The 20840-nt window shown below is 68.5% G+C and carries 7 protein-coding genes (1 of these 7 cut by a window edge); 5 read left to right on the top strand and 2 right to left on the bottom strand.

Features of this window, described 5'->3' with window-relative positions; all coding sequences use genetic code 11:
* Positions 1-10: 10 nt before the first annotated feature.
* The gene (locus J2Z30_RS45480) at positions 11-1285 is read right to left on the bottom strand and encodes an ABC transporter permease (protein ID WP_044578246.1); all 1275 of its coding nucleotides are present in this window, start codon (positions 1283-1285) and stop codon (positions 11-13) included.
* Between the two features lie 165 nt (positions 1286-1450).
* Here J2Z30_RS45480 and J2Z30_RS45475 point away from each other — a divergent pair, with 165 nt between their 5' ends.
* The 5 genes from J2Z30_RS45475 (at position 1451) to J2Z30_RS45455 (ending at position 7123) form a co-directional block, all read left to right on the top strand.
* A complete protein-coding gene (locus tag J2Z30_RS45475; RefSeq protein ID WP_044578244.1) occupies positions 1451-2113 on the top strand; it encodes a response regulator transcription factor in 663 nt (220 codons plus the stop codon).
* Positions 2104-3294: a sensor histidine kinase gene (locus J2Z30_RS45470; protein WP_044578241.1), complete on the top strand. Its 1191-nt coding sequence runs from the start codon at positions 2104-2106 to the stop codon at positions 3292-3294. The genes J2Z30_RS45475 and J2Z30_RS45470 overlap by 10 nt, the downstream gene beginning before the upstream one ends.
* Positions 3295-3378: 84 nt before the next feature.
* Positions 3379-4077, top strand: coding sequence for a TetR/AcrR family transcriptional regulator (locus J2Z30_RS45465; RefSeq protein WP_044578239.1), 699 nt, complete (start codon positions 3379-3381; stop codon positions 4075-4077).
* Between the two features lie 54 nt (positions 4078-4131).
* Entirely contained in the window at positions 4132-5694 is a 1563-nt protein-coding gene (locus tag J2Z30_RS45460; RefSeq protein ID WP_044578236.1) for an FAD-dependent oxidoreductase, read from the top strand.
* Between the two features lie 181 nt (positions 5695-5875).
* Complete coding sequence (locus J2Z30_RS45455) at positions 5876-7123, top strand: SGNH/GDSL hydrolase family protein (protein ID WP_078957030.1); 1248 nt, start codon at positions 5876-5878, stop codon at positions 7121-7123.
* A 177-nt stretch (positions 7124-7300) separates the two neighbouring features.
* Here the strand turns inward: J2Z30_RS45455 and J2Z30_RS51210 are convergent, their stop codons facing one another.
* Positions 7301-20840: the end of a type I polyketide synthase gene (locus J2Z30_RS51210; RefSeq protein WP_044578233.1), read on the bottom strand. It continues 17108 nt past the right edge of the window; only the last 13540 of its 30648 coding nucleotides appear in the window; the start codon falls outside the window, past its right edge; its stop codon occupies positions 7301-7303.

Here is a 20840-nt window from a genome sequence, read left to right as displayed (position 1 = left end):
CGGTGAGCGGCTATTCGGTGTCGGTGAGGATGGAGCGGGGGTGCAGGCGCAGGATTCCGATGCCCGGGAGGACGGTGGAGACCAGGGAGATGCCGAGCCCGATGCCGGCGACCTTGCCGACGGTGGCGGGCTCGACTTGTACGGTCGGCGGCGCGATCTCGGCATCGGGCGCACCGGCCGCCGCGGCCTGCTTGTCGTCCTGCCGGCCGAGGAGGGCGTCTCCCGCGGACTGTCCGGCGAGTGAACCGGCCAGCGCGGCGAGCGCGATGGCCGGCAGGGCCACGGCCGCCACCTCCACAGCGTGCTGGCCGATGAGCTTCCACTTCCTCTCGCCCATCGCGAGGAGCACCCCGAGCTCGGTGCGCCGCTCGCGGATCTGCAGCGTCACGATGAGGCCGAGGATCAGCGTCCCGGCCAGGGCGATCACCCAGACGATCAGTCCCGCGAACGTGCCGACCCGCTGGATCGGGCGGACCTGGTCCTGGTACGCCTTGTCGTTGACGCGGAAGTCGAGGCTGTCCCTGCCCAGGAGATGCTCGGCCTCGGCGTGCAGCCGCTCGGCCTGCTCCGGCGAGCCGATCTTGTACACCGCCTCGCTGACCGACGCGGTGCCGGCACCGAGCTTCTGCGCCGTGCTCATCGGCACGTACAGCGCGTTGCCGGGCAGTTTGTGCGGTGCCGTCCACCGCATTGGATCCTGCGTGGGGTTCCGGAAGACGCCGACCACCTTCAGCGGAACGGTTTCCCTGTCGTCCGCCGACCGCACATGGATCGTGTCGCCCACCTTGAGGTGGTTCTTGTCGGCCAGGCGCCGCTCGATCACCGCAACCTTGCGGCCCGCGTCCTCGGGGGTGATGCCGCGCCCTGCCGTGATCTTCGTCGAGCCGTACGAGAAGGGCAGCAGCATGCCCGAGTCACGGACGCCGTCCACGGCCAGCGGGCCCCGCTCCTTCTTCCCGGCACCGGCAGCGCCCGGCTTCGGCGCATCCGACGTCAGCGGCGTGAAGCCACGCGCCCCGGCCCGCACCGGAAGCTCCGGGTTGTAGCGGTACACCAGATCCGAGGCGCCGAGCCGGTCCGCGAGGACCGCGGTGAGGCCCTTCTTCTCGACGGTGGCGTCGACGCCGATGGTGCGCTGCGCGCCGGCTTCCTGGCGGGCCGCGGCGGCCTGCAGCAGAAAGCCACCGAGAAGCAGGGTGCAGATGACGACGAAGATCGCCAGCAACACGGCGCTCTTGGACTTTCTGGCACCCAGGCTCATCCCGGCGCGCTTGACGAAGTTCATGCTGAAGACAGAAGCAGCTCGCTGTTTGCAGCGGGATAAGCGTGTTACAGCGGCATAAGGGCCTGCTTGCGCTGTGCCCCGCGACCGGCGCCGCACGACCCTGGCCGGTTCGCGGGCCGCCGCGTCCTTATCCGGCTGCAATCGTGATCTTGATTTGATGGGGTCATGAGAGTTCTGGTAGCCGAGGACCACCGTGTGCTCGCCCGCACCATCGCTACCGGCCTGCGCCGCCAGGCGATGGCCGTCGACGTCGCGGCCGCCGGCGACGAGGCCGAGCGGATGTGTCTGCTCACCGCCTACGACGTGCTGATCCTCGACCGGGATCTGCCGGTCCTGAGCGGCGACGAGGTGTGCCGACGGCTGCGTGAACTCCAGGACCCTCCGCGGATCCTGATGCTGACCGCGGCCGGCGAGCTCACGGACAGGATCTACGGCCTCACGGCCCTCGGCGCCGACGACTACCTGGCGAAACCCTTCGATTTCACCGAACTGGTGGCCCGGGTGCGGGTGTTGAGCCGTCGCGCGCCCAAGCCGCCCGCCACCGTGCTGCGCTTCGCGAGCATCACCCTGGACGAGACGCGGCGCGAGGTGTCCGTGGACGGCCGCCCGCTGGAGCTGACCCCGAAGGAGCTCGCGGTCCTGCATCTGCTGCTTGTGGCCGGTGGCGCGCCGGTGTCGCACGACGAACTCGTCCGCACCGTCTGGGACGAGCACCTCGACCCGCGCACCAGCGCGGTCCGCGCCACCGTCAGTCGGCTGCGCGGCAAACTCGGCGACCCCGGCCTCATTCTCGCCGACAAGGGGGAGGGTTACCGGCTGTGCGACTGAACCCATGGGCGCTGCTGAGCGGACTGCCCTTCCGCGCCCGCCTGACCGCGGCCTTCTCCGCCCTCTTTCTGATCGCCGGCATCGCACTGCTCGCCTTCGTGGTGCTACTCGCCCGCCACGGAACGCAGCAGCAGGCCCAGGGGCTATCGGTCACGTACGGGAATGTGTCGAGCGGCCGTGCGGAGCCCATGGAGCCCGTGCACCCCACCCGGCCGCATCTCACGCCGCGAGCCCCGGGCGACGTCGCCATGTTCCAGAAGATCGACCAGACCGTGCAAGCCGTCCAGGACACCGCGCTGCGCCAGATGGTGCTCTGGTCCGCCGTCGGCCTCCTCGCCATGGCGCTCCTCGCCGGAGTGCTCGGCTGGTGGCTCGCCGGCCGAGCCCTGCGGCCCGTCGCCTCCATGACCGAAACCGCGCGCCGCATCAGCGAACAGAGCCTCCACCAGCGTCTCGCGCTCACCGGCCCGGACGACGAACTCCACCGCCTTGCCGACACCTTCGACACCATGCTCGACAGGCTCGAGCAGTCCTTCGAGAGCCAGCGCCGCTTCGTCGCCAACGCCTCCCACGAGCTCAAGACCCCTCTCACAGTCCAGCGCACCAGCCTCCAGGTCGGCCTCGCCGACCCCCTCCCCGAGGGACTCGCAGAGGTCCGCGAGGATCTGCTCACCGCCAACCACGAGGCCGAACAGCTGATCAACGGCCTCCTGCTGCTGGCGCGCAGCGACCGCGGCCTGGAGAAGACCGAGACCATGGACGTCGCGGCCGTCGTCCGGCTCGTGTCCGCCGGCCTCACCCCACTGGCGACGAAGAATGGCGTGCGCATCGACCTCGACGCCGACACCCCGCTGGCCGTTCCCGGTGATCCGGTCCTGCTGCGCCACCTGCTCACGAACCTGATCCGCAATGCCATCCAGTACAACCACCCCGGCGGCCACGTCCACATACGGCTCGACACCCCCACCGTGACGGTGACCAATACGGGCCCCCACGTGTCCCCGGAACAGCTCCCCGACCTGTTCGAGCCCTTCCACCGCCTGGACGGGGACCGTACCGCCACCACCGGCCACGGTCTGGGCCTGTCCATCGCCTACTCGATCGCCAAAGCCCACCACGCCACGCTGACGGCACAACCCGGCACCGAGGGCGGACTCATCCTCACCCTGCGCTTCCCATGAGCCCCAGTTCCCGAGAGAGCGATACTCCAAGTTGGATCGGCGCACCAAGTTGGTGCGACACTCCAAATGTGGCACCATCGAAACATGGCAACACGAGCGCGCCGAACGCAGCGGCGCAACCAGGTGCTCTCCCGGGAGCAGATCATCGATACCGCCGTCGAGTTGCTGGATACCGGCGGCGAGGGCGCGCTGACCGTCCGGGCGATGACTGAGCGCCTGGCCACTGGCTCCGGGGCGATCTACTACCACGTCGGCAACCGGGACGAACTGCTGGATACGGCGACGGAAACCGTCATCACCGCCGCATTGGCCACCAAGCCTGCCCGGGGTGCGGCCACGCCCGAGGATGAGATCCGCGTCGTCGCGCTGGCCCTGTTCGACGCGATCGCCGAACACCAGTGGCTCGCCACACGGCTGACCCTCCAGATCATCCGCAATCCGGTCGGCCCGGTCACGGTGGGGATCTTCGAGCGGATCGGCAGGCAGGTGGGCGCCCTGGGGGTGCCGCAAGCCTCCTGGTTCGACGCGACCTCGGCGCTGGTGCACTACATCCTCGGTGCGGTCAGCCAGAACGCCCACATCGACGGGGACACCTCAGGCGTCAGGGCCGACGCGGACCGCGACGAGTTCCTGGGCGCAGCGGCGGCGGCGTGGCAGGGGCTCGACCCCGACGACTACCCGTTCATGCACGCCATCGTCGGCCAGGTAAGCGAGCACGACGACCGCGAGCAGTTCCTTACCGGCATCGCCATCGTCCTCGACGGCCTCACCCATCTCCGCTGACCCGCCGAAACCGGTCGGGTTCGCCAATTGACCGTCCTGGAAGGGAAATCTCTCATGCCTGACGTACTGATCGCGGGGGCCGGTCCGGTCGGCCTGTTCCTCGCCGGTGAGCTTGCCCTGTCCGGCTGTTCGGTCCTGGTACTCGAGCGGGACCGGGAGCCGAGCTCGCCGTTGACGGCGCTCCCGCTCGGGATACGGGGCCTGAACGCCGGTTCGGCTGAGACGTTCTACCGCCGCGGGCTACTCGAAGCGGTGGCGAAGGCTTCCGGCATCGACGCGGAGAAGGTCGGCGCGGACCCCGAAGCGATCGAGGCGCCCGCTCCCCGTGACCTCAGCCATTTCGCGGGCATGACGCTCGACGCGGCGAACATCGAGGCACCCGCCCTCCCGTTCCGGCTGCCCAGCCCGGCGATGGAGGGCTTTATGACGAGCCTGGAAGCAGTCGGGGAGGTGCTGTCCGAGCGGGCCGCCGCGCTCGGTGTGGAGATCGTCCGGGGCGCTCCCGTCACGGCCGTGACACAGGACGACGCGACCGTGGTCGTGACCGCGGGCGGGCGCGCGTACCGGGCGCCCTGGCTGGTGGGATGTGACGGCGGGCGCAGCGCGGTACGCGAGCTCACGGGCTTCGACTTCGTCGGCACCGAGCCGCTGTTCACCGGCTATGCCGCCAAGGTCACCTTCGCCGACCCGGACCAACTGCCCCTCGGGTTCAACCTGACGCCGACCGGCATGTACCTGCGCACGCCCCTCGAAGGGCACCTGGGCATGACGGACTTCGACGGCGGCACCTTCGACCGCTCGCAGCCGCTGACCCGCGACCACCTCCAGACGGTCCTGCGCCGCGTCTCCGGCACCGACGTGACGCTGAACGAGGTCCACCTCGCCTCCAGCTTCACCGACCGCGCGATGCAGGCGACCACCTACCGCAAGGGCCGCGTCCTGCTCGCCGGCGACGCCGCGCACATCCATTCCCCACTGGGCGGCCAGGGACTCAACCTCGGCATCGGCGACGCGGTCAACCTCGGCTGGAAGCTCGCCGCCACCGTGCACGGCTCCGCGCCCGACGGCCTGCTCGACACCTACACCGGCGAGCGCCACCCCGTCGGCGCCTCGGTGCTCGAATGGTCACGCGCCCAGGTAGCGACCATGAAGCCGGGCCCCAACGCCCCCGCGCTGCGCCGGCTGATCCGCGATCTGATGAGCACCCCCGACGGAACCACCCACGTCTACCGCAAGACATCGGGCCTGTTCAACCGCTACGCCCTGGGCAGCGAACAGCCGCTCATCGGCCGGACCGCCCCGGACTTCCGCTTCGAGGACGGCACCCACCTCAGCCACCTGCTGCACCAGGGCCAGGGCGTTGCGCTCGATTTCAGCACCGACCGCGCGCTCCAGGCCGCGGCCAAGGGGTGGGAGGGCCGGATCCGGTACACAGCCGGTCCGGTACGCAACGACCTCGGCTTTGCTGCCCTGCTCATCCGTCCTGACGGCGTCGTGGCCTGGGCGAGTGAGCACACCCCCGATCGCGACGCGTTCGAACAGGCCGCCGCCCAGTGGTTCGGCACCCCGGAGAACCAGAGCGACTGCCCGGCTCCCGGCCAACGGGCCGGTTCCTGACCGCCTACGTCGTTCTGATGGTGACCGGGCTCCTGGCCACGAGGCCCCAGCCCAGTCGCTCGACAGCTTCGGCGTCGCGAATCTCGCACTGGCCGCCGCTGCCAGCGCCGACAGCCGAACTCGAAAGAGCACCGCCGCCCTGAGCACCGGCCGCGATACCGACAACCGGAGGACAACGACCATGACCGCCCCCATCAACTCCCCCTACAACTCCCCCCACAACTCCCCCCACAACTCCGAGGAGTCGGACGCGGACGCGTTCGAATGGGTTCGCACCTGGGGCACCTCGCCGCAGGCACCGGACAACTCCGTCACCCTCATCGAGCCCTTCGAGAACGCGACGCTGCGCCAGGTCGTCCGCGTCAGCGGCGGCGGACGCCGCATCCGCATCCGCATCAGCAACGAGTACGGAACCGCACCACTGACCGTCGGCGCCGCCCGTGTCGCCATCGCGGACTCCGACGGCGGGGTCCACGGGGTCCAGGAGGGAAGCGGTCAAGCGGTGACCTTCAGCGGCAAGCTGACCACCACCGTGCCGACGGGCGCGCCGATCCTCAGCGACCCCATCGATCTGCCGACCCCCGCGCTGTCGCGGCTGACGATCAGCCTCTACCTGCCTGAGCGAGTCGACACCTGCACCTGCCACGGGACCTTCCATGCGCTCGGCTGGATCATCCCCGGTGACGCGACCGCACTCGCGTCCGTGCCCACGAACGCGGCCCCCTTGCCGGCGCAAGCGCTGATCACGGCAGTGGAAGTGCTGCCGGACACACCGACGAAGGCCATCGCCGTCATCGGTGACTCCCGCGTTGATGGAATCGGCTCCACTCCCGGTGCGGACCGGCGCTGGACCGACCTGCTCGCAGAGCGCCTTTCCGCCCGCGGCGGACAGCCGCTCTGCGTGGTCAACCAGGGCATCGGCGGCAACCGCATGCTCGCCGACGGCATCGGCACCGCCGCCCTCGCCCGCTTCGACCGCGACATCCTCGCCACGCCGGGCCTCGGCCACGTAGTGATCGCAGTGGGCAACGACCTCGTCTTCTCCTTCGCCCCACACACCGAGGAGACCGCCGGATTCCTCGCGATGTTCCCCGGCGCCCCCGTCACCGTGGACGACATCATCGCGGCCCACCTCCAGCTGGCGGCCCGAGCCCGCGCCCACGGCGCGAAGGCCTACGCCGCGACCATCGCTCCCTACGGCGGCACGGACATGTACTCACCCGAGGGCGACAAGGCGCGCGAGCAGGTCAACTCCTGGATCCGCACGAGCGGTGCCTTCGACGGCATACTCGACTTCGACGCCGTCTGGCGCGACCCCGCCGACCCCACCCGCATCCGCAGCGACCTGCACATGGGCGACTGCCTCCACGGCAACGACGCAGGCTACGAGGCCCTGGCGAAATCCATCGACCTCTCCCTCTTCGACTGATCACTGACCCTACGGGGCACCTTACGGACCTCCGCGACGCCGCGAAGCGTGATACATCGCGTTCACGGGGATCGAGGGCGGCAACGCCGGCGCTTCACGCCTGCTCGCCAAAAGCGTGAAGCGCCACTCCAACCGGTCCTCGCGGCAGCGGGCCAGCACATGCCGGGCAGTTCGGCCTCAGGCCGTGGGATCACCGAACTCCCGATCGATGAAGTCAAGGATTTCGCTGGCACTCGCACTCGAGAGGGCGGTCGTAGAAACCTCTTCGGGCCTCGAAATCCGCTGCCATTTATTCAGAACCGACGACAGCCGATCCTTGATTGCGGATGCCTGCCGGTCGTCGAAGGCCACGGACGTGAACATCGCTTCTATACGGTCGATTTCGGCGAGCAGGGTCGTCGACTGAACCCTCGGGTTCATGAGCTCGCCCAGCCGGGCGGCCAGGTCTGCCGGGGTCGGATAGTCGAACACCATCGTGGCGGGCAGCCGCAGCCCCGTGGCCTTCGTCAGACTGTTGCGCAGCTCCACCGCGGTCAGCGAGTCCACGCCCAGATCCTTGAACGCACCGGTCGCCGCAATACTGCGGGCGTCGGCATGTCCCAGAACCGTCGCGGCGCTCTCACACACCAGCTTCAGCAGCGCCTTCGCCCGCTCCTCCGGCGCCAAGCCGACCAGCCACTGCACCGACGAATCACCGGTGGAAGCGGCCCGCCGGGCAACCGGGCGATGCAACATACGCAGCAATGCCGGAACCTCGGCCCCCCGCACCGGCTCCATCGGCGTGGCCACCAGAACCCCTTCACCCTGACGTGATGCGATGTCGAACAGGTGCATCCCGTGCTCGGCGGTGATGGTTCGCAGACCGCTGCGCCGGATCCGGTCATGGTCGGTACCGGTCAGCTTCGCGGTCAGGCCACTGGCGTCCTCCCACAGGCCCCAGGCCAGCGCGAGGGCCGGCAGACCCTCAGCACGACGCTGCTCAGCCAGCGCGTCCACGAACGCGTTCGCCACCGCATAGTTACCCTGCCCCGCGCTACCGAGCACACCAGCGGCCGAGGAGTACAAGACGAACGCTGCCAGGTCGGCATCCCGAGTGAGCTCGTGCAGATGCCAGGCACCATCCGCCTTGGGCCGCAGCACCGTGTCCAACCGCTGCGCCGTCAACGACTCCACCACACCGTCATCCAGCACACCCGCGGTGTGAATCACCGCCGTCAGGGGATGCTCCGGTGACACACCCGCCAGCACCCGCGCCAGCCCAGCACGGTCCGACACGTCACACGCCACCGTGTCCACCGCGGCACCCAACTCGGCCAGCTCGCTGATCAGCGCCTCGTCCGCGCTGCTACGGGACAGCAACAGCAGATGACGCACACTACGTTCGGTCACCAGATGCCGGGCGACGATCCCCGCCAGGACGCCCGAACCACCGGTGATCAGGACCGTGCCATCCGGATCCCAAACCTTTTCCGACTCGGGCTCAGCGGTATGCGCGCGGGTCAGTCGTGGCACTTCGAACCGGCCGTCGCTGACCCGCAGCCGTGGCTCATCGAGCCCGACCGTCGCGGCCAACTGGTGGAGGGTAAGGGCGTCGTCATCGCTCTCCACCAGAACGAACCGGCCCGGGTGCTCCGACTGAGCCGACCGCATCAACCCCGACACCGCGGCAGCGGCCAAACCAGTCCCGGTCCGCACAACCAGCGTACTGTCAGAGAAACGCTCCCCCGCCAGCCACACCTGAACCGCCCGCAAAACCTCAGCGGTCAGCTCACGAGTCTGTACCAGCGGGTCACCGCTGTCGGGGCGTGCGGTGAACACCACCACATCGGGCACCGACACCTCGCCGTCCGCCAGGTCTTCCAACTTGCCCACCGTCACGTCGGACTGCTGGGAGACCGGAACCTCCGTCCACGTCAGGGCGAACAGATCATCGGCAGCGGAACCGAGCGCATCGGCTGCCACCGGACGGGTCACGAGCGAGCCGATGGTGGCCACCGGCCGGCCGATGTCATCAGCGACCCGCACACCCCAGCCATCCGCGACCCGTGTCATCGCGACACGCAACATCGCCGACTCCGTGGCGTGAACCCGGACACCGTTCCAGGAGAACGGCAGCCGCACGGTGTCGCGGTCGGCATCGGGTGTGTTCAGCATCCCGGCGTGCAGGGCGGCATCCAACAGCGCAGGGTGGACGGCAAATCGTGCCGCGTCCTGTGTCTGCTCCTCGGCCAGAGCAACCTCGGCGTAGACGGTGTCCCCATCACGCCACGCGGCTTGCAGCCCCTGGAAGGCAGGTCCGTATTCGTAACCCACCCCGGTCAGCTGGTCGTAGAAGCCTGTCACGTCCACCGGCTTGGCCTGCGCAGGTGGCCAAGCGGTGAGATCCGACGGTGGGACAGTCGTGTCGGAAACGCTGACGGTGGCGGAAACGTGCCGGACCCAGGTGTCGGCGTCGTCCGCGCGGGAGAAGACCGTCACCGCGCGATGTCCGGACTCATCGGCCTCGGCGACGGATACGGACAGTTGCACACCGCCGGTCTGCGGCAGCAGAAGCGGGGCTTCAACGATCAGCTCGTCGACGACGTCACAGCCCACCTCGTCAGCCGCGCGGACAACCAGCTCAACGAACCCGGTACCGGGCAGTAGCACACTGCCCCGCACCGCGTGATCAGCCAGCCATGTATGGGTGGCCGGTGATACCCGCCCGGTCAGCATCACCCCATCGGAGTCCGGCAACGCCATCACGGCACCCAGCAACGGATGCCGCACCGCATCCAACCCCGCCCCCGACACATCAGCAGACCGGCCGGCCTCGGCCCAATACCGCTGGTGCTGGAAGGCGTAGGTCGGAAGGTCCAGTACCCGGGCTGTGGTGGTGCCGAGGATCGCGGGCCAGTCGATGGTGACGCCGTGGGTATAGGCCTGTGCCAGGGAGGTGAGCATCCGGGCGGCGTCCCCGTCGTCACGGCGCAGTGTGGCAACCGTGACCGCATCGTCGTCCATGGCCTGTATCAACACCGGGCTGGCGCTGACCTCGACGAACACGGTGTCGCCCTGGGCCTGCAACTGGCTGATGGCGGGGTCGAACCCGACCGGTTCACGCAGGTTCCGGTACCAGTACTCCGCATCGAGCGGGCCTTCGACCCATGTGCCGTCCACGGTCGACAGCCACGGCACCACCGGAGCTTGCGAGCCGACACCGGCAGTGATGTCGAGCAGTTCGTCACGGATCAGCTCGACGTGCGGGGTGTGCGAGGCGTAGTCGACGGTGATCCGCCGCACCCGCACCCCTTGTGCCTCATGAAGGGTGAGGACGCGGTCGACTGCTTCCGGGGTGCCCGCGATCACGGTGGAGGCGGGGCCGTTGTGGGCGGCGATCCAGGCCCCGTCGACCAGCTCGATCTCGTGCGCGGGCAAGGCGAGGGATGCCATCGCGCCCCGGCCTGCCAGGCCTCGGGCGATCGCCTGGCTGCGCAGTGTCACGATCCGGGCGGCGTCGCGCAGCGACACCGCACCCGCCACACACGCCGCGGCGATCTCGCCCTGGGAGTGGCCGATCACCGCATCCGGCCGCACACCGGCCGCCTGCCACACCGCAGCCAGGGAAACCATCACCGCCCAGGAAGCAGGCTGGACCACATCGACCCGGTCCACCACCGCCGGATCATCCAGGACGGTGAACAGATCCCAGTCCACGAACTCGCTCAACGCCGCCGCACACTCGGCCATCCGCTCGGCGAAGACCACCGAGGAATCCCGCAGCGCACTGCCCATCCCCAGCCACTGCGCCCCCTGCCCCGGGAAGACGAACACCACCCGGGGATCAGACACAGCGGTGCCGATGGTGGTGTCGTCTCCAAGGAGTACGGCACGGTGCTCGAACACCGACCGCGTCACCGCCAACGTCGATGCCACAGCAGGCATATCCACCCCAGGCGACACCGCCAGGTAGGCGCGCAGCCGGTCTTCGTGTTCGGTCAGGGCGGACTGGGTCTTGGCCGATATCACCAGCGGCACCAACTCCGACGCCACTACGGGCGTTGAACCAGCCGCGTCGTCCACAGACTGTGCCGGTGCACTCTCAAGGATGACGTGGGCGTTGGTGCCACTAATCCCGAACGACGACACACCTGCCCGACGGGCCCGGCCGGTCTCCGGCCACGGCTGGTTCTCCGCCACCAGCTCAACCGCGCCCTCCGACCAGTCCACATGCCGTGACGGCTCGTCCACATGCAGGGTGCGCGGCACCGTGCTGTGCTGCAACGCCATCACCATCTTGATGACACCCGACACACCTGCGGCGGCCTGCGTATGACCGATATTCGACTTCAGCGATCCCAGCAGCAGGGGCTCCCCACGGTCCTGGCCGTAAGTGGCAATCACTGCCTGGGCCTCGATCGGGTCGCCCAGCGTCGTACCCGTGCCATGCGCCTCGACCACATCCACCTCAGCCGTGGTCAGACCCGCGTTGCTGAGAGCGGACCGGATCACCCGCTGCTGCGAAGGACCGTTCGGCGCGGACAGGCCGTTCGACGCACCGTCCTGGTTGACCGCCGAGCCCCGCACCACCGCCAACACCTGGTGACCCTTGGCCTGAGCATCCGACAAACGCTCCACCAACAGAACGCCGACGCCCTCAGCCCATCCCGTGCCGTCCGCGGCATCGGCGAACGCCTTGCACCGGCCATCGGCTGACAAGCCTCGCTGCCGCGAAAACGCCACGAAAGTCTGCGGCGTCGCCATAACCGTGACGCCGCCGACCAGGGCCAGGGAACACTCACCCTGCCGCAGGGCATACCCCGCCTGGTGCAACGCCACCAGCGACGACGAACACGCTGTGTCCACCGTGAACGCGGGGCCCTCTAGACCGAAGAAGTACGACACCCGGCCAGACAACACACTCGCCGCACCAGCAGTCGCCCCGAACCCTTCGAAATCAACGCCAATGCCGTAACCGCCGGGGTAAGCACCTATGAAGACGCCGGTGTCGCTACCGCGTACGGAACCGGGCTCGATTCCGGCCCGCTCGAACGCCTCCCAGGACACCTCAAGCATCAACCGCTGCTGCGGATCCATCGCCAACGCCTCACGCGGACTGATCCCGAAGAATCCGGCATCGAAGCCAGCCGCGGCATCCAGGAAGCCACCCCGCACGCTGTAGGACTTCCCGGGCGCGTCCGGGTCCGGATCGTACAGGCCGTCGACGTCCCAGCCACGGTCGGTGGGGAAACCGGAGATCGCATCCGTACCCGACTCGACCAAGCGCCACAGATCCTCCGGCGACGACACCCCTCCCGGCAGGCGACACGACATACCCACAATCGCCAACGGCTCATCCTGCCCCACCGCCGACACCGGCCCGCGTACCGGGACAGGGTTCTCGCCGGTGAACAACTCGTCCAACCGGGCAGCCAGGGCGGCCGGGCTGGGGTAGTCGAACACCAACGTGGCGGGCAGCCGCAACCCCGTCGCCTTCGCCAGACCGTTCCGCAACTCCACCGCAGTCAGCGAATCGATGCCCAAATCCTTGAACGCAGCCGTCACCGGAATCGTGCTGGCGTCGGCATGTCCCAGAACCGTCGCGGCGCCATCAGACACCAGCTTCAGCAGTGCCTTCTCCCGCTCGGCCGGTGCCAGGGCGGCCAGCCACTGCACTCCACCAGCGGAAGCAGCCCGCCGAGCGATCGGGCGGTGCAACGACCGGAGCAGTGCCGGGACTTCCGCGTCCCGTACCGGCTCCATCGCCGCAGCCACCAGAACCGGTTCGTCGTGGCGCGAAGCACTGTCGAACAGGCGCATCCCGTGCTCGGCAGAGATAGCCCGCAAGCCACCACGCCGGATCCGGTCACGGTCCGTGTCGGTCAGCTTCGCGGTCAGGCCACTGGCGTCCTCCCACAGGCCCCAGGCCAGTGCGAGGGCCGGCAGACCTTCGGCTCGGCGCTGCTCAGCCAAAGCATCCACGAACGCATTGGCCGCCGCATAGTTACCCTGCCCCGCACTACCGAGCACACCGGCAGCCGAGGAATACATGACGAACGCGGCCAGGTCGGCATCACGGGTGAGCTCATGCAGGTGCCAGGCGCCATCCGCCTTGGGCCGCAACACCGTGTCCAACCGCTGCGCGGTCAACGACTCCACGACACCGTCATCCACCACACCCGCGGTATGAATCACCGCCGTCAACGGATGCTCCGGTGACACACCCGCCAACACCCGCGCCAGCCCGGCACGATCCGACACGTCACAGGCCACTGTGTCGACCTGGGCGCCCAGTTCACCGAGCTCGCTGATCAGGGCATCATCCGGAGCGCTGCGGGACAGCAGCAGCAGATGACGCACACCACGTTCGGCCACCAGGTGCCGGGCGACGATCCCCGCCAGCACACCCGAACCACCCGTGACCAGGACCGTGCCATCCGGATCCCAAACCTTTTCCGACTCGGGTTCAGCGGCATGCGTGCGGGTCAGGCGTGGCACTTCGTACCGGTTGTCGCTGATCCGCAGCCGCGGCTCGTCCAGTCCGACGGTGGCGGCCAGCTGGTCCGAGGTGAGGGTGTCGTCGTCGCTTTCGACCAGGATGAACCGGCCGGGGTGTTCGGACTGGGCCGACCGCATCAGCCCCGACACGGCGGCGGAGCCCAGCCCGGTCCCGGTCCGCACGACCAGGGTGCTGTCGGTGAAGCGTTCCCCGGCCAGCCACTCCTGGACTGTTTGCAGGACCTGGGCGGTCAGCTTTCGTGTTTGTTCCAGCGGGTCGTCGTTGCCGGGGAGTGCGGTGGAGACCACCACCTCGGGCACCGGCACATCACCACCCGACACCAGATCCTCGAACCGGCCGACCGTCAGGCCGGTCTCCTGAGGGACCGGGATCTCCGTCCATGTCAAGGCGAGCAGGTCATCGGCGGCGGAACCGAGCGCATCGGCCGTCACCGCCCGCGTCACGAGCGAGCCCACGGTAGCCACCGGCCGGCCGATGTCATCAGCGACCCGCACACTCCAGCCGTCCACTGTCGGTGCCACCGCGACACGCAGCGTGGCCGAACCAGTGGCATGGACCTGGACGTGGTTCCAGGAGAACGGCAACCCCACGCTCCGCTCGGCGTCGGGTGTGTTCAGAGTGCAGGCGTGCAAGGCAGCGTCCAACAGCGCCGGATGCACCGCGAACCGCGCCGCCTCCTGCGCCTGCTCCTCAGCCAGAGCAACCTCGGCGAAGACGGTGTCCCCGTCACGCCACGCAGCCTGCAATCCCTGGAACACGGGACCGTACTCATACCCTTCTGCCACCAGCCGGTCGTAGAAGCCCGTCACGTCCACCGGCTGTGCCTGTGCGGGAGGCCACGAGGCAAACTCCGGCAACGCGACCGTCGAGTCAGAGGTACTGATCACTGCGGAAACGTGCCGAACCCAGGTATCGGCGTTGTCCGCCCGGGAGAAGACCGTCACCGCGCGGTGTCCGGACTCGTCAGCCTCACCGACCGACACCGACACCTGCACACCACCGGTCTGCGGCAGCAGAAGCGGGGCTTCAACGATCAGCTCGTCGACGACGTCACAGCCCACCTCGTCAGCCGCGCGGACAACCAACTCAACGAACCCGGTACCGGGCAGCAGCACACTACCCCGCACCGCGTGATCAGCCAGCCACGCGTGCGTGGCCAGCGACACCCGCCCGGTCAACACCACACCGTCCGAACCCGGCAACGCCACCACCGCACCCAGCAACGGATGCCGCACCGCATCCAACCCCGCCCCCGACACATCAGCAGACCGACCGGCCTCGGCCCAATACCGCTGATGCTGGAAGGCATACGTCGGAAGATCCAGCACCCGTGCCGGGACATTGCCCAGCACCGCAGACCAGTCGACAGTCACGCCGTTGACGTACAGGTGGGCCAGGGCGCTGACAGCGGCCTGTGCCTCGTGGTCACCGTGCAGCATCGCGACACCGTCGACCAGGCGAGCCAGCGACCGGTCGGCACCCAGCTCGACGAACACCGCGTCACCGAAGGAAGCGGCCTGCTCCCCGAACCGGACCGGCTCACGGACCTGCCGCACCCAATAGTCGGGGGTGGCGACCTGCTCGCCCGCGGCCATGGTGACCCGAGGTGTTTGGTAGGTCAGGCGTTCGGCGACCGTCCGGAACTCCTCCAGCATCGGCTCCATGCGGGCGGAATGGAACGCGTGGCTGGTCGCCAACCGCGTCCACTTCCCCAGCCCCGCCGCGGCCTGCAGCACCGCGGCCTCATCACCGGAGAGAACCACCGACGACGGCCCGTTGACCGCAGCGATCTCCACACCCTCACCCAGCACGACCCGGGCCTCATCCTCCGACACCGGGACAGCAACCATCACCCCACCCGGGGGCAGGGCCTGCATCAGACGGGCCCGCGCCGACACCAGCGTGCAGGCGTCCTCCAGCGACCACAGCCCGGCCACGTATCCGGCGGCGAGTTCGCCGACAGAGTGGCCGATCACCGCGTCCGGACCCACACCCCACGACTCCAGCAACCCGAACAGCGCCACCTGCAAAGCGAACAGCGCGGGCTGGGCGTAACCGGTCTCGTTCACCTCCAGATCGGGCACATCCAGCAGATCCCACACCTGCTGATGGATCCGCGCGAAGACGGGGAACGCTGCGGCCAGTTCCTCACCCATACCAGCCCGCTGCGACCCCTGCCCCGGGAAGACGAACACCACCTGAGGATCAGACCCGGCGGTCCCGGTGACAGTACCGTCACCCATCAGCACCGCACGGTGCTCGAACACCGAACGTGTCATCGCAAGCGTCGACGCCACACCCCGCACATCCACCCCAGGCGACGCCGCCAGGTAGGTGCGCAACCGGCCCTCGTGCTCAGTCAAAGCCGACTGCGTCTTGGCCGAAATCACCAACGGCACCAACTCCGACGCCACCACCGGCGCATCGACAGGCCGCATATGCTCCACAGCCTGCGTGGGAGGTGCGCTTTCCAGGATGACATGGGCATTAGTGCCGCTGACACCGAAGGACGACACGCCTGCGCGACGCGGTCGGCCGGTCTCCGGCCACGGCCGGTTCTCCGTTACCAGCTCAACCGCGCCCTCCGTCCAGTCCACGTGCCGCGACGGCTCATCGACATGCAATGTGCGCGGCACGAAACCGTGCTGCAACGCCATCACCATCTTGATGACACCCGACACACCCGCGGCAGCCTGCGTATGACCGACATTCGACTTCACCGAACCCAGCAGCACAGGCTGCTCACGGTCCTGACCATAGGTGGCGATCACCGCCTGGGCCTCGATCGGGTCACCCAGCGTCGTACCCGTGCCATGCGCCTCGACCACATCCACCCCAGCCGTGGTCAACCCCGCGTTGGCCAGCGCCTGCCGGATCACCCGCTGTTGCGAGGGCCCATTCGGCGCGGACAGGCCGTTCGACGCACCGTCCTGGTTCACCGCCGAGCTACGGACCACGGCCAACACCTGGTGGCCCTTGGCCTGAGCGTGTGACAGACGCTCCACCAGCAGGACGCCGACGCCCTCAGACCATCCCGTGCCGTCCGCGCTGTCGGCGAACGCCTTGCACCGGCCATCGGAGGCCAGGCCGCGCTGACGGGAGAACTCCACGAAGGTATGTGGTGTGGCCATCACGGTCACGCCGCCGACCAGGGCCAGCGAACACTCACCCTGTCGCAGGGCATATCCCGCTTGGTGCAGGGCGACCAGCGACGAGGAACACGCCGTGTCCACCGTGACCGCGGGCCCCTCGAGGCCGAAGAAGTACGACAGTCGACCGGACAGCACATTGAGGCCAGCGGTCGCACCATAACCTTCGAGGTCTGCGCCGATGCCGTAACCGCCCGGGAATGCGCCCATGAAGACGCCGGTGTCGCTGCCGCGTACGGAACCGGGCTCGATCCCGGCCCGTTCGAACGCCTCCCAGGACACCTCCAGGACCAGTCGCTGCTGCGGGTCCATCGCCAATGCCTCACGCGGGCTGATCCCGAAGAACGAGGCATCAAAGTTGGCCGCGGTCTCCAGGAAGCCGCCCTCTACGCAGTACGACTTCCCTGCCGCATCCGGATCCGAGTCGAACAAGTTCTCCACGTCCCAGCCACGGTCCGTGGGGAAACCGGAGATCGCGTCCGTACCCGACTCCACGAGACGCCACAGATCCTCAGGAGAGAAGACTCCACCGGGCAGGCGGCAGGCCATGCCCACGATCGCCAACGGCTCGTCCTGCCCCACGGCCGCCGACATTGGCGTGCGTACCTGAACAGGATTCTCGCCGGTGAACAACTCCTCCAACCGGGCAGCCAGGGCACCTGCCGTCGGGTAGTCGAACACCATCGTGGCGGGCAGCCGCAGTCCCGTGGCCTTCGTCAGGCTGTTCCGTAGTTCCACCGCCGTCAGCGAATCGATGCCCAGATCCCTGAACGCGGCAGTCACCGGAATACTGTCGACGTCGGTGTGTCCCAGAACCGTCGCGGCACTGTCACACACCACCTTTACCAGTGCCTTCGCCCGCTCCTCCGGCGCCAGAGCGGCCAGCCACTGCACCGCTGCACCACCGGAGGCCGCCCGTCGGGCAACCGGGCGATGCAACGATCGCAGCAACGCCGGAACTTCGACCTCCCGTACCGGCTCCATCACCGCGGCCACGAGAACCGGGTCGCTGTGGCGTGATGCGCTGTCGAACAGCCGCATCCCGTGCTCGGCGGAGATGGCCCGCATGCCGCTGCGCCGGATCCGGTCACGGTCTGTATCGGTCAGATTCGCGGTCAGGCCGCTCGTGTCCTCCCAGAGGCCCCAGGCCAGCGCGAGTGCGGGCAGACCCTCGGCACGACGTTGCTCGGCGAGAGCGTCCAGGAACGCGTTCGCCACCGCATAGTTGCCTTGCCCCGCACTACCGAATACACCCGCAGCCGAGGAGTACATGACGAACGCAGCCAGGTCGGCATCACGGGTGAGCTCATGCAGGTGCCAGGCGCCATCGGCCTTGGGCCGCAACACTGTCTCCAGCCGCTGCGCGGTCAAGGACTCCACGACACCGTCATCCACCACACCCGCGGTATGAATCACCGCCGTCAACGGGTGTTCAGGTGACACACCCGCCAGCACCCGCGCCAACCCAGCGCGATCCGATACGTCACAGGCCGCCGTGGCCACCTGGGCGCCCAGTTCACCGAGCTCGCTGATCAGTGCCTCATCCGGAGCGCTGCGGGAGACCAGCAGGAGATGGCGCACACCACGTTCGGTCACCAGGTGCCGGGCGACGATCCCCGCCAGAACACCCGAACCACCCGTGACCAGGACCGTGCCATCCGGATCCCACGCCCTTTCAGGCTCAGGCTCATCGGCATGCGTGCGGGTCAGCCGTGGCACTTCGAACCGGCCGTCGCTGATCCGCAGCCGTGGCTCATCCAATCCGACGGTGGCGGCCAGCTGGTCCGGGGTGAGGGTGTCGTCGTCGCTCTCCACCAGGACAAACCGGCCCGGATGTTCCGCCTGGGCCGACCGCATCAGACCCGACACTGCGGCAGCGGCCAAGCCAGTGCCGATCCGCACAATCAGTGTGCTGTCGGTGAAGCGTTCCCCGGCCAGCCACTCCTGGACTGCCTGGAGGACCTGGTCGGTCAGCGTACGAGTCTGGACCAGCGGGCTCTCGCTACTGTCGGGGCGTGCGGTGAAGACCACCACCTCGGGCACCGGCACATCACCGTCCGCCAGGTCTTCGAAGCGGCCTGTGGTCAGGCTGGTCTCCTGAGGGGCCGGGATCTCCGTCCATGTCAGGGCGAGCAGGTCGTCGGTGGTGGAGCCGAGTGTGTCGGCCGTTACCGGGCGAGTCACGAGGGAGCCGATGGTGGCCACCGGTCGGCCGGTATCATCAGCGGCCCGCACACTCCAGCCGTCCGCTGCCTGTGTCACGGCGACACGCAACATCGCCGAGCCGGCCGCGTGGACCTGAACCTGGTTCCAGGAGAACGGCAACCGCACGCCCTGCTCGGTGTCGGGTGTATTCAGGATCCCGGCGTGCAGGGCAGCATCGAGTAGGGCCGGGTGCACGGCATATCGTGCCGCGTCTTGTGCCTGCTCCTCGGCGAGGACAACCTCAGCGTAGACGGTGTCCCCGTCGCGCCACGCAGCCTGCAGTCCCTGGAAGGCGGGACCGTACTCGTAGCCCACCACGGTCAACTGATCGTAGAAGTCGGCCACGTTCACCGGCTGGGCCTGGGCAGGTGGCCACGCATTGAGGTCCGGCAGCGAGAGGGTCGTGTCAGAGTTGCTGACCATGACCGTGGCGTGCCGCGTCCAGGTATCGACGTTGTCCGCCCGGGAGAAGACCGTCACCGCCCGGCGTCCGGACTCGTCGGACTCGGCGACCGCGACAGACAGTTGCACACCGCCGGTCTGCGGCAGCAGGAGCGGGGTTTCGATCACCAGCTCGTCGATGACGTCGCAGCCCACCTCATCGGCGGCGCGAACGACCAGTTCCACAAACCCGGTACCGGGCAGCAGCACACTACCCCGCACCGCGTGATCAGCCAGCCACGCATGCGTAGCCAACGACACCCGCCCGGTCAGCAGCACACCATCCGAGCCGGGAACCGCCACCGCCGAACCCAGCAGCGGATGACCACCCGCAGCCGCCCGGTCCGCACCCTCAAGCCAGTACCGCTGGTGCTGGAAGGCATACGTCGGAACGTCCAGCACCCGCGCCGGGACATTGCCCAGCACCGCGGGCCAGTCCACGGTGACGCCGTTGACATACAGGTGGGCCAGGGCGGTGACAGCGGCCTGTGCCTCATGGTCGCCGTGCAGCATGGCGACGCCGTCGATCAGGCGGGCCAGCGACCGGTCGGCACCCAGCTCGACGAACACCGCGTCACCGTATGAGGCGACCTGGTCCCCGAACCGGACCGGCTCACGAACCTGCCGCACCCAATAATCGGGGGTGGTGACCTGCTCGCCCGCGGCCATGGTGAGACGGGGTGTGTGGTAGGTCAGGCGTTCGGCGACCGTCCGGAACTCCTCCAGCATCGGCTCCATACGGGCGGAGTGGAACGCGTGGCTGGTCGCCAACCGCGTCCACTTCCCCAGCCCCGCCGCGACCTGCAGCACCGCGGCCTCATCACCGGAGAGAACCACCGACGACGGCCCGTTGACCGCCGCGATCTCCACACCATCGCACAGGACCGCTTCTGCTTGTTCCTCGGAGACCGGGACAGCAACCATCACCCCACCCGCAGGCAGAGCCTGCATCAGGCGGGCCCGCGCCGACACCAGCGTGCAGGCATCCTCCAGCGACCACAACCCGGACACGTATCCGGCGGCGAGTTCGCCGACAGAGTGGCCGACCACCGCATCCGGGCGCACACCCCACGACTCCAGCAGCCCGAACAGGGCCACCTGCAATGCGAACAGGGCGGGCTGGGCGTAACCGGTCTCGTTCACCTCCAGGTCGGGCACATCCAGCAGATCCCACACCTGCTGATGGATCCGCGCGAAGACCGGAAACGCTGCGGCCAGTTCCTCACCCATACCGGCACGCTGCGACCCCTGCCCCGGGAAGACGAACACCACCCGAGGATCCGACCCGGCGGTCCCGGTGACGGTGTCATCTCCAAGGAGTACGGCACGGTGCTCGAACACCGACCGCGTCACCGCCAGCGTCGATGCGACAGCCCGCACATCCACCCCGGGCGAGGCCGCCAGATACGCACGCAACCGACCC

Source organism: Streptomyces iranensis, assembly GCF_017874715.1.
Classification (GTDB): domain Bacteria; phylum Actinomycetota; class Actinomycetes; order Streptomycetales; family Streptomycetaceae; genus Streptomyces; species Streptomyces iranensis.
The sequence above is the reverse complement of the archived record's forward strand: the minus strand, read 5'-3'. Positions and strand labels throughout refer to the sequence as shown.

Coding starts and splice junctions, on each gene's coding strand:
- J2Z30_RS45475 (WP_044578244.1), top strand. CDS start 1,451: ATGAGAGTTCTGGTAGCCGAGGACCACCGTGTGCTCGCCCGCACCATC.
- J2Z30_RS45480 (WP_044578246.1), bottom strand. CDS start 1,285: ATGAACTTCGTCAAGCGCGCCGGGATGAGCCTGGGTGCCAGAAAGTCC.
- J2Z30_RS45460 (WP_044578236.1), top strand. CDS start 4,132: ATGCCTGACGTACTGATCGCGGGGGCCGGTCCGGTCGGCCTGTTCCTC.
- J2Z30_RS45465 (WP_044578239.1), top strand. CDS start 3,379: ATGGCAACACGAGCGCGCCGAACGCAGCGGCGCAACCAGGTGCTCTCC.
- J2Z30_RS45455 (WP_078957030.1), top strand. CDS start 5,876: ATGACCGCCCCCATCAACTCCCCCTACAACTCCCCCCACAACTCCCCC.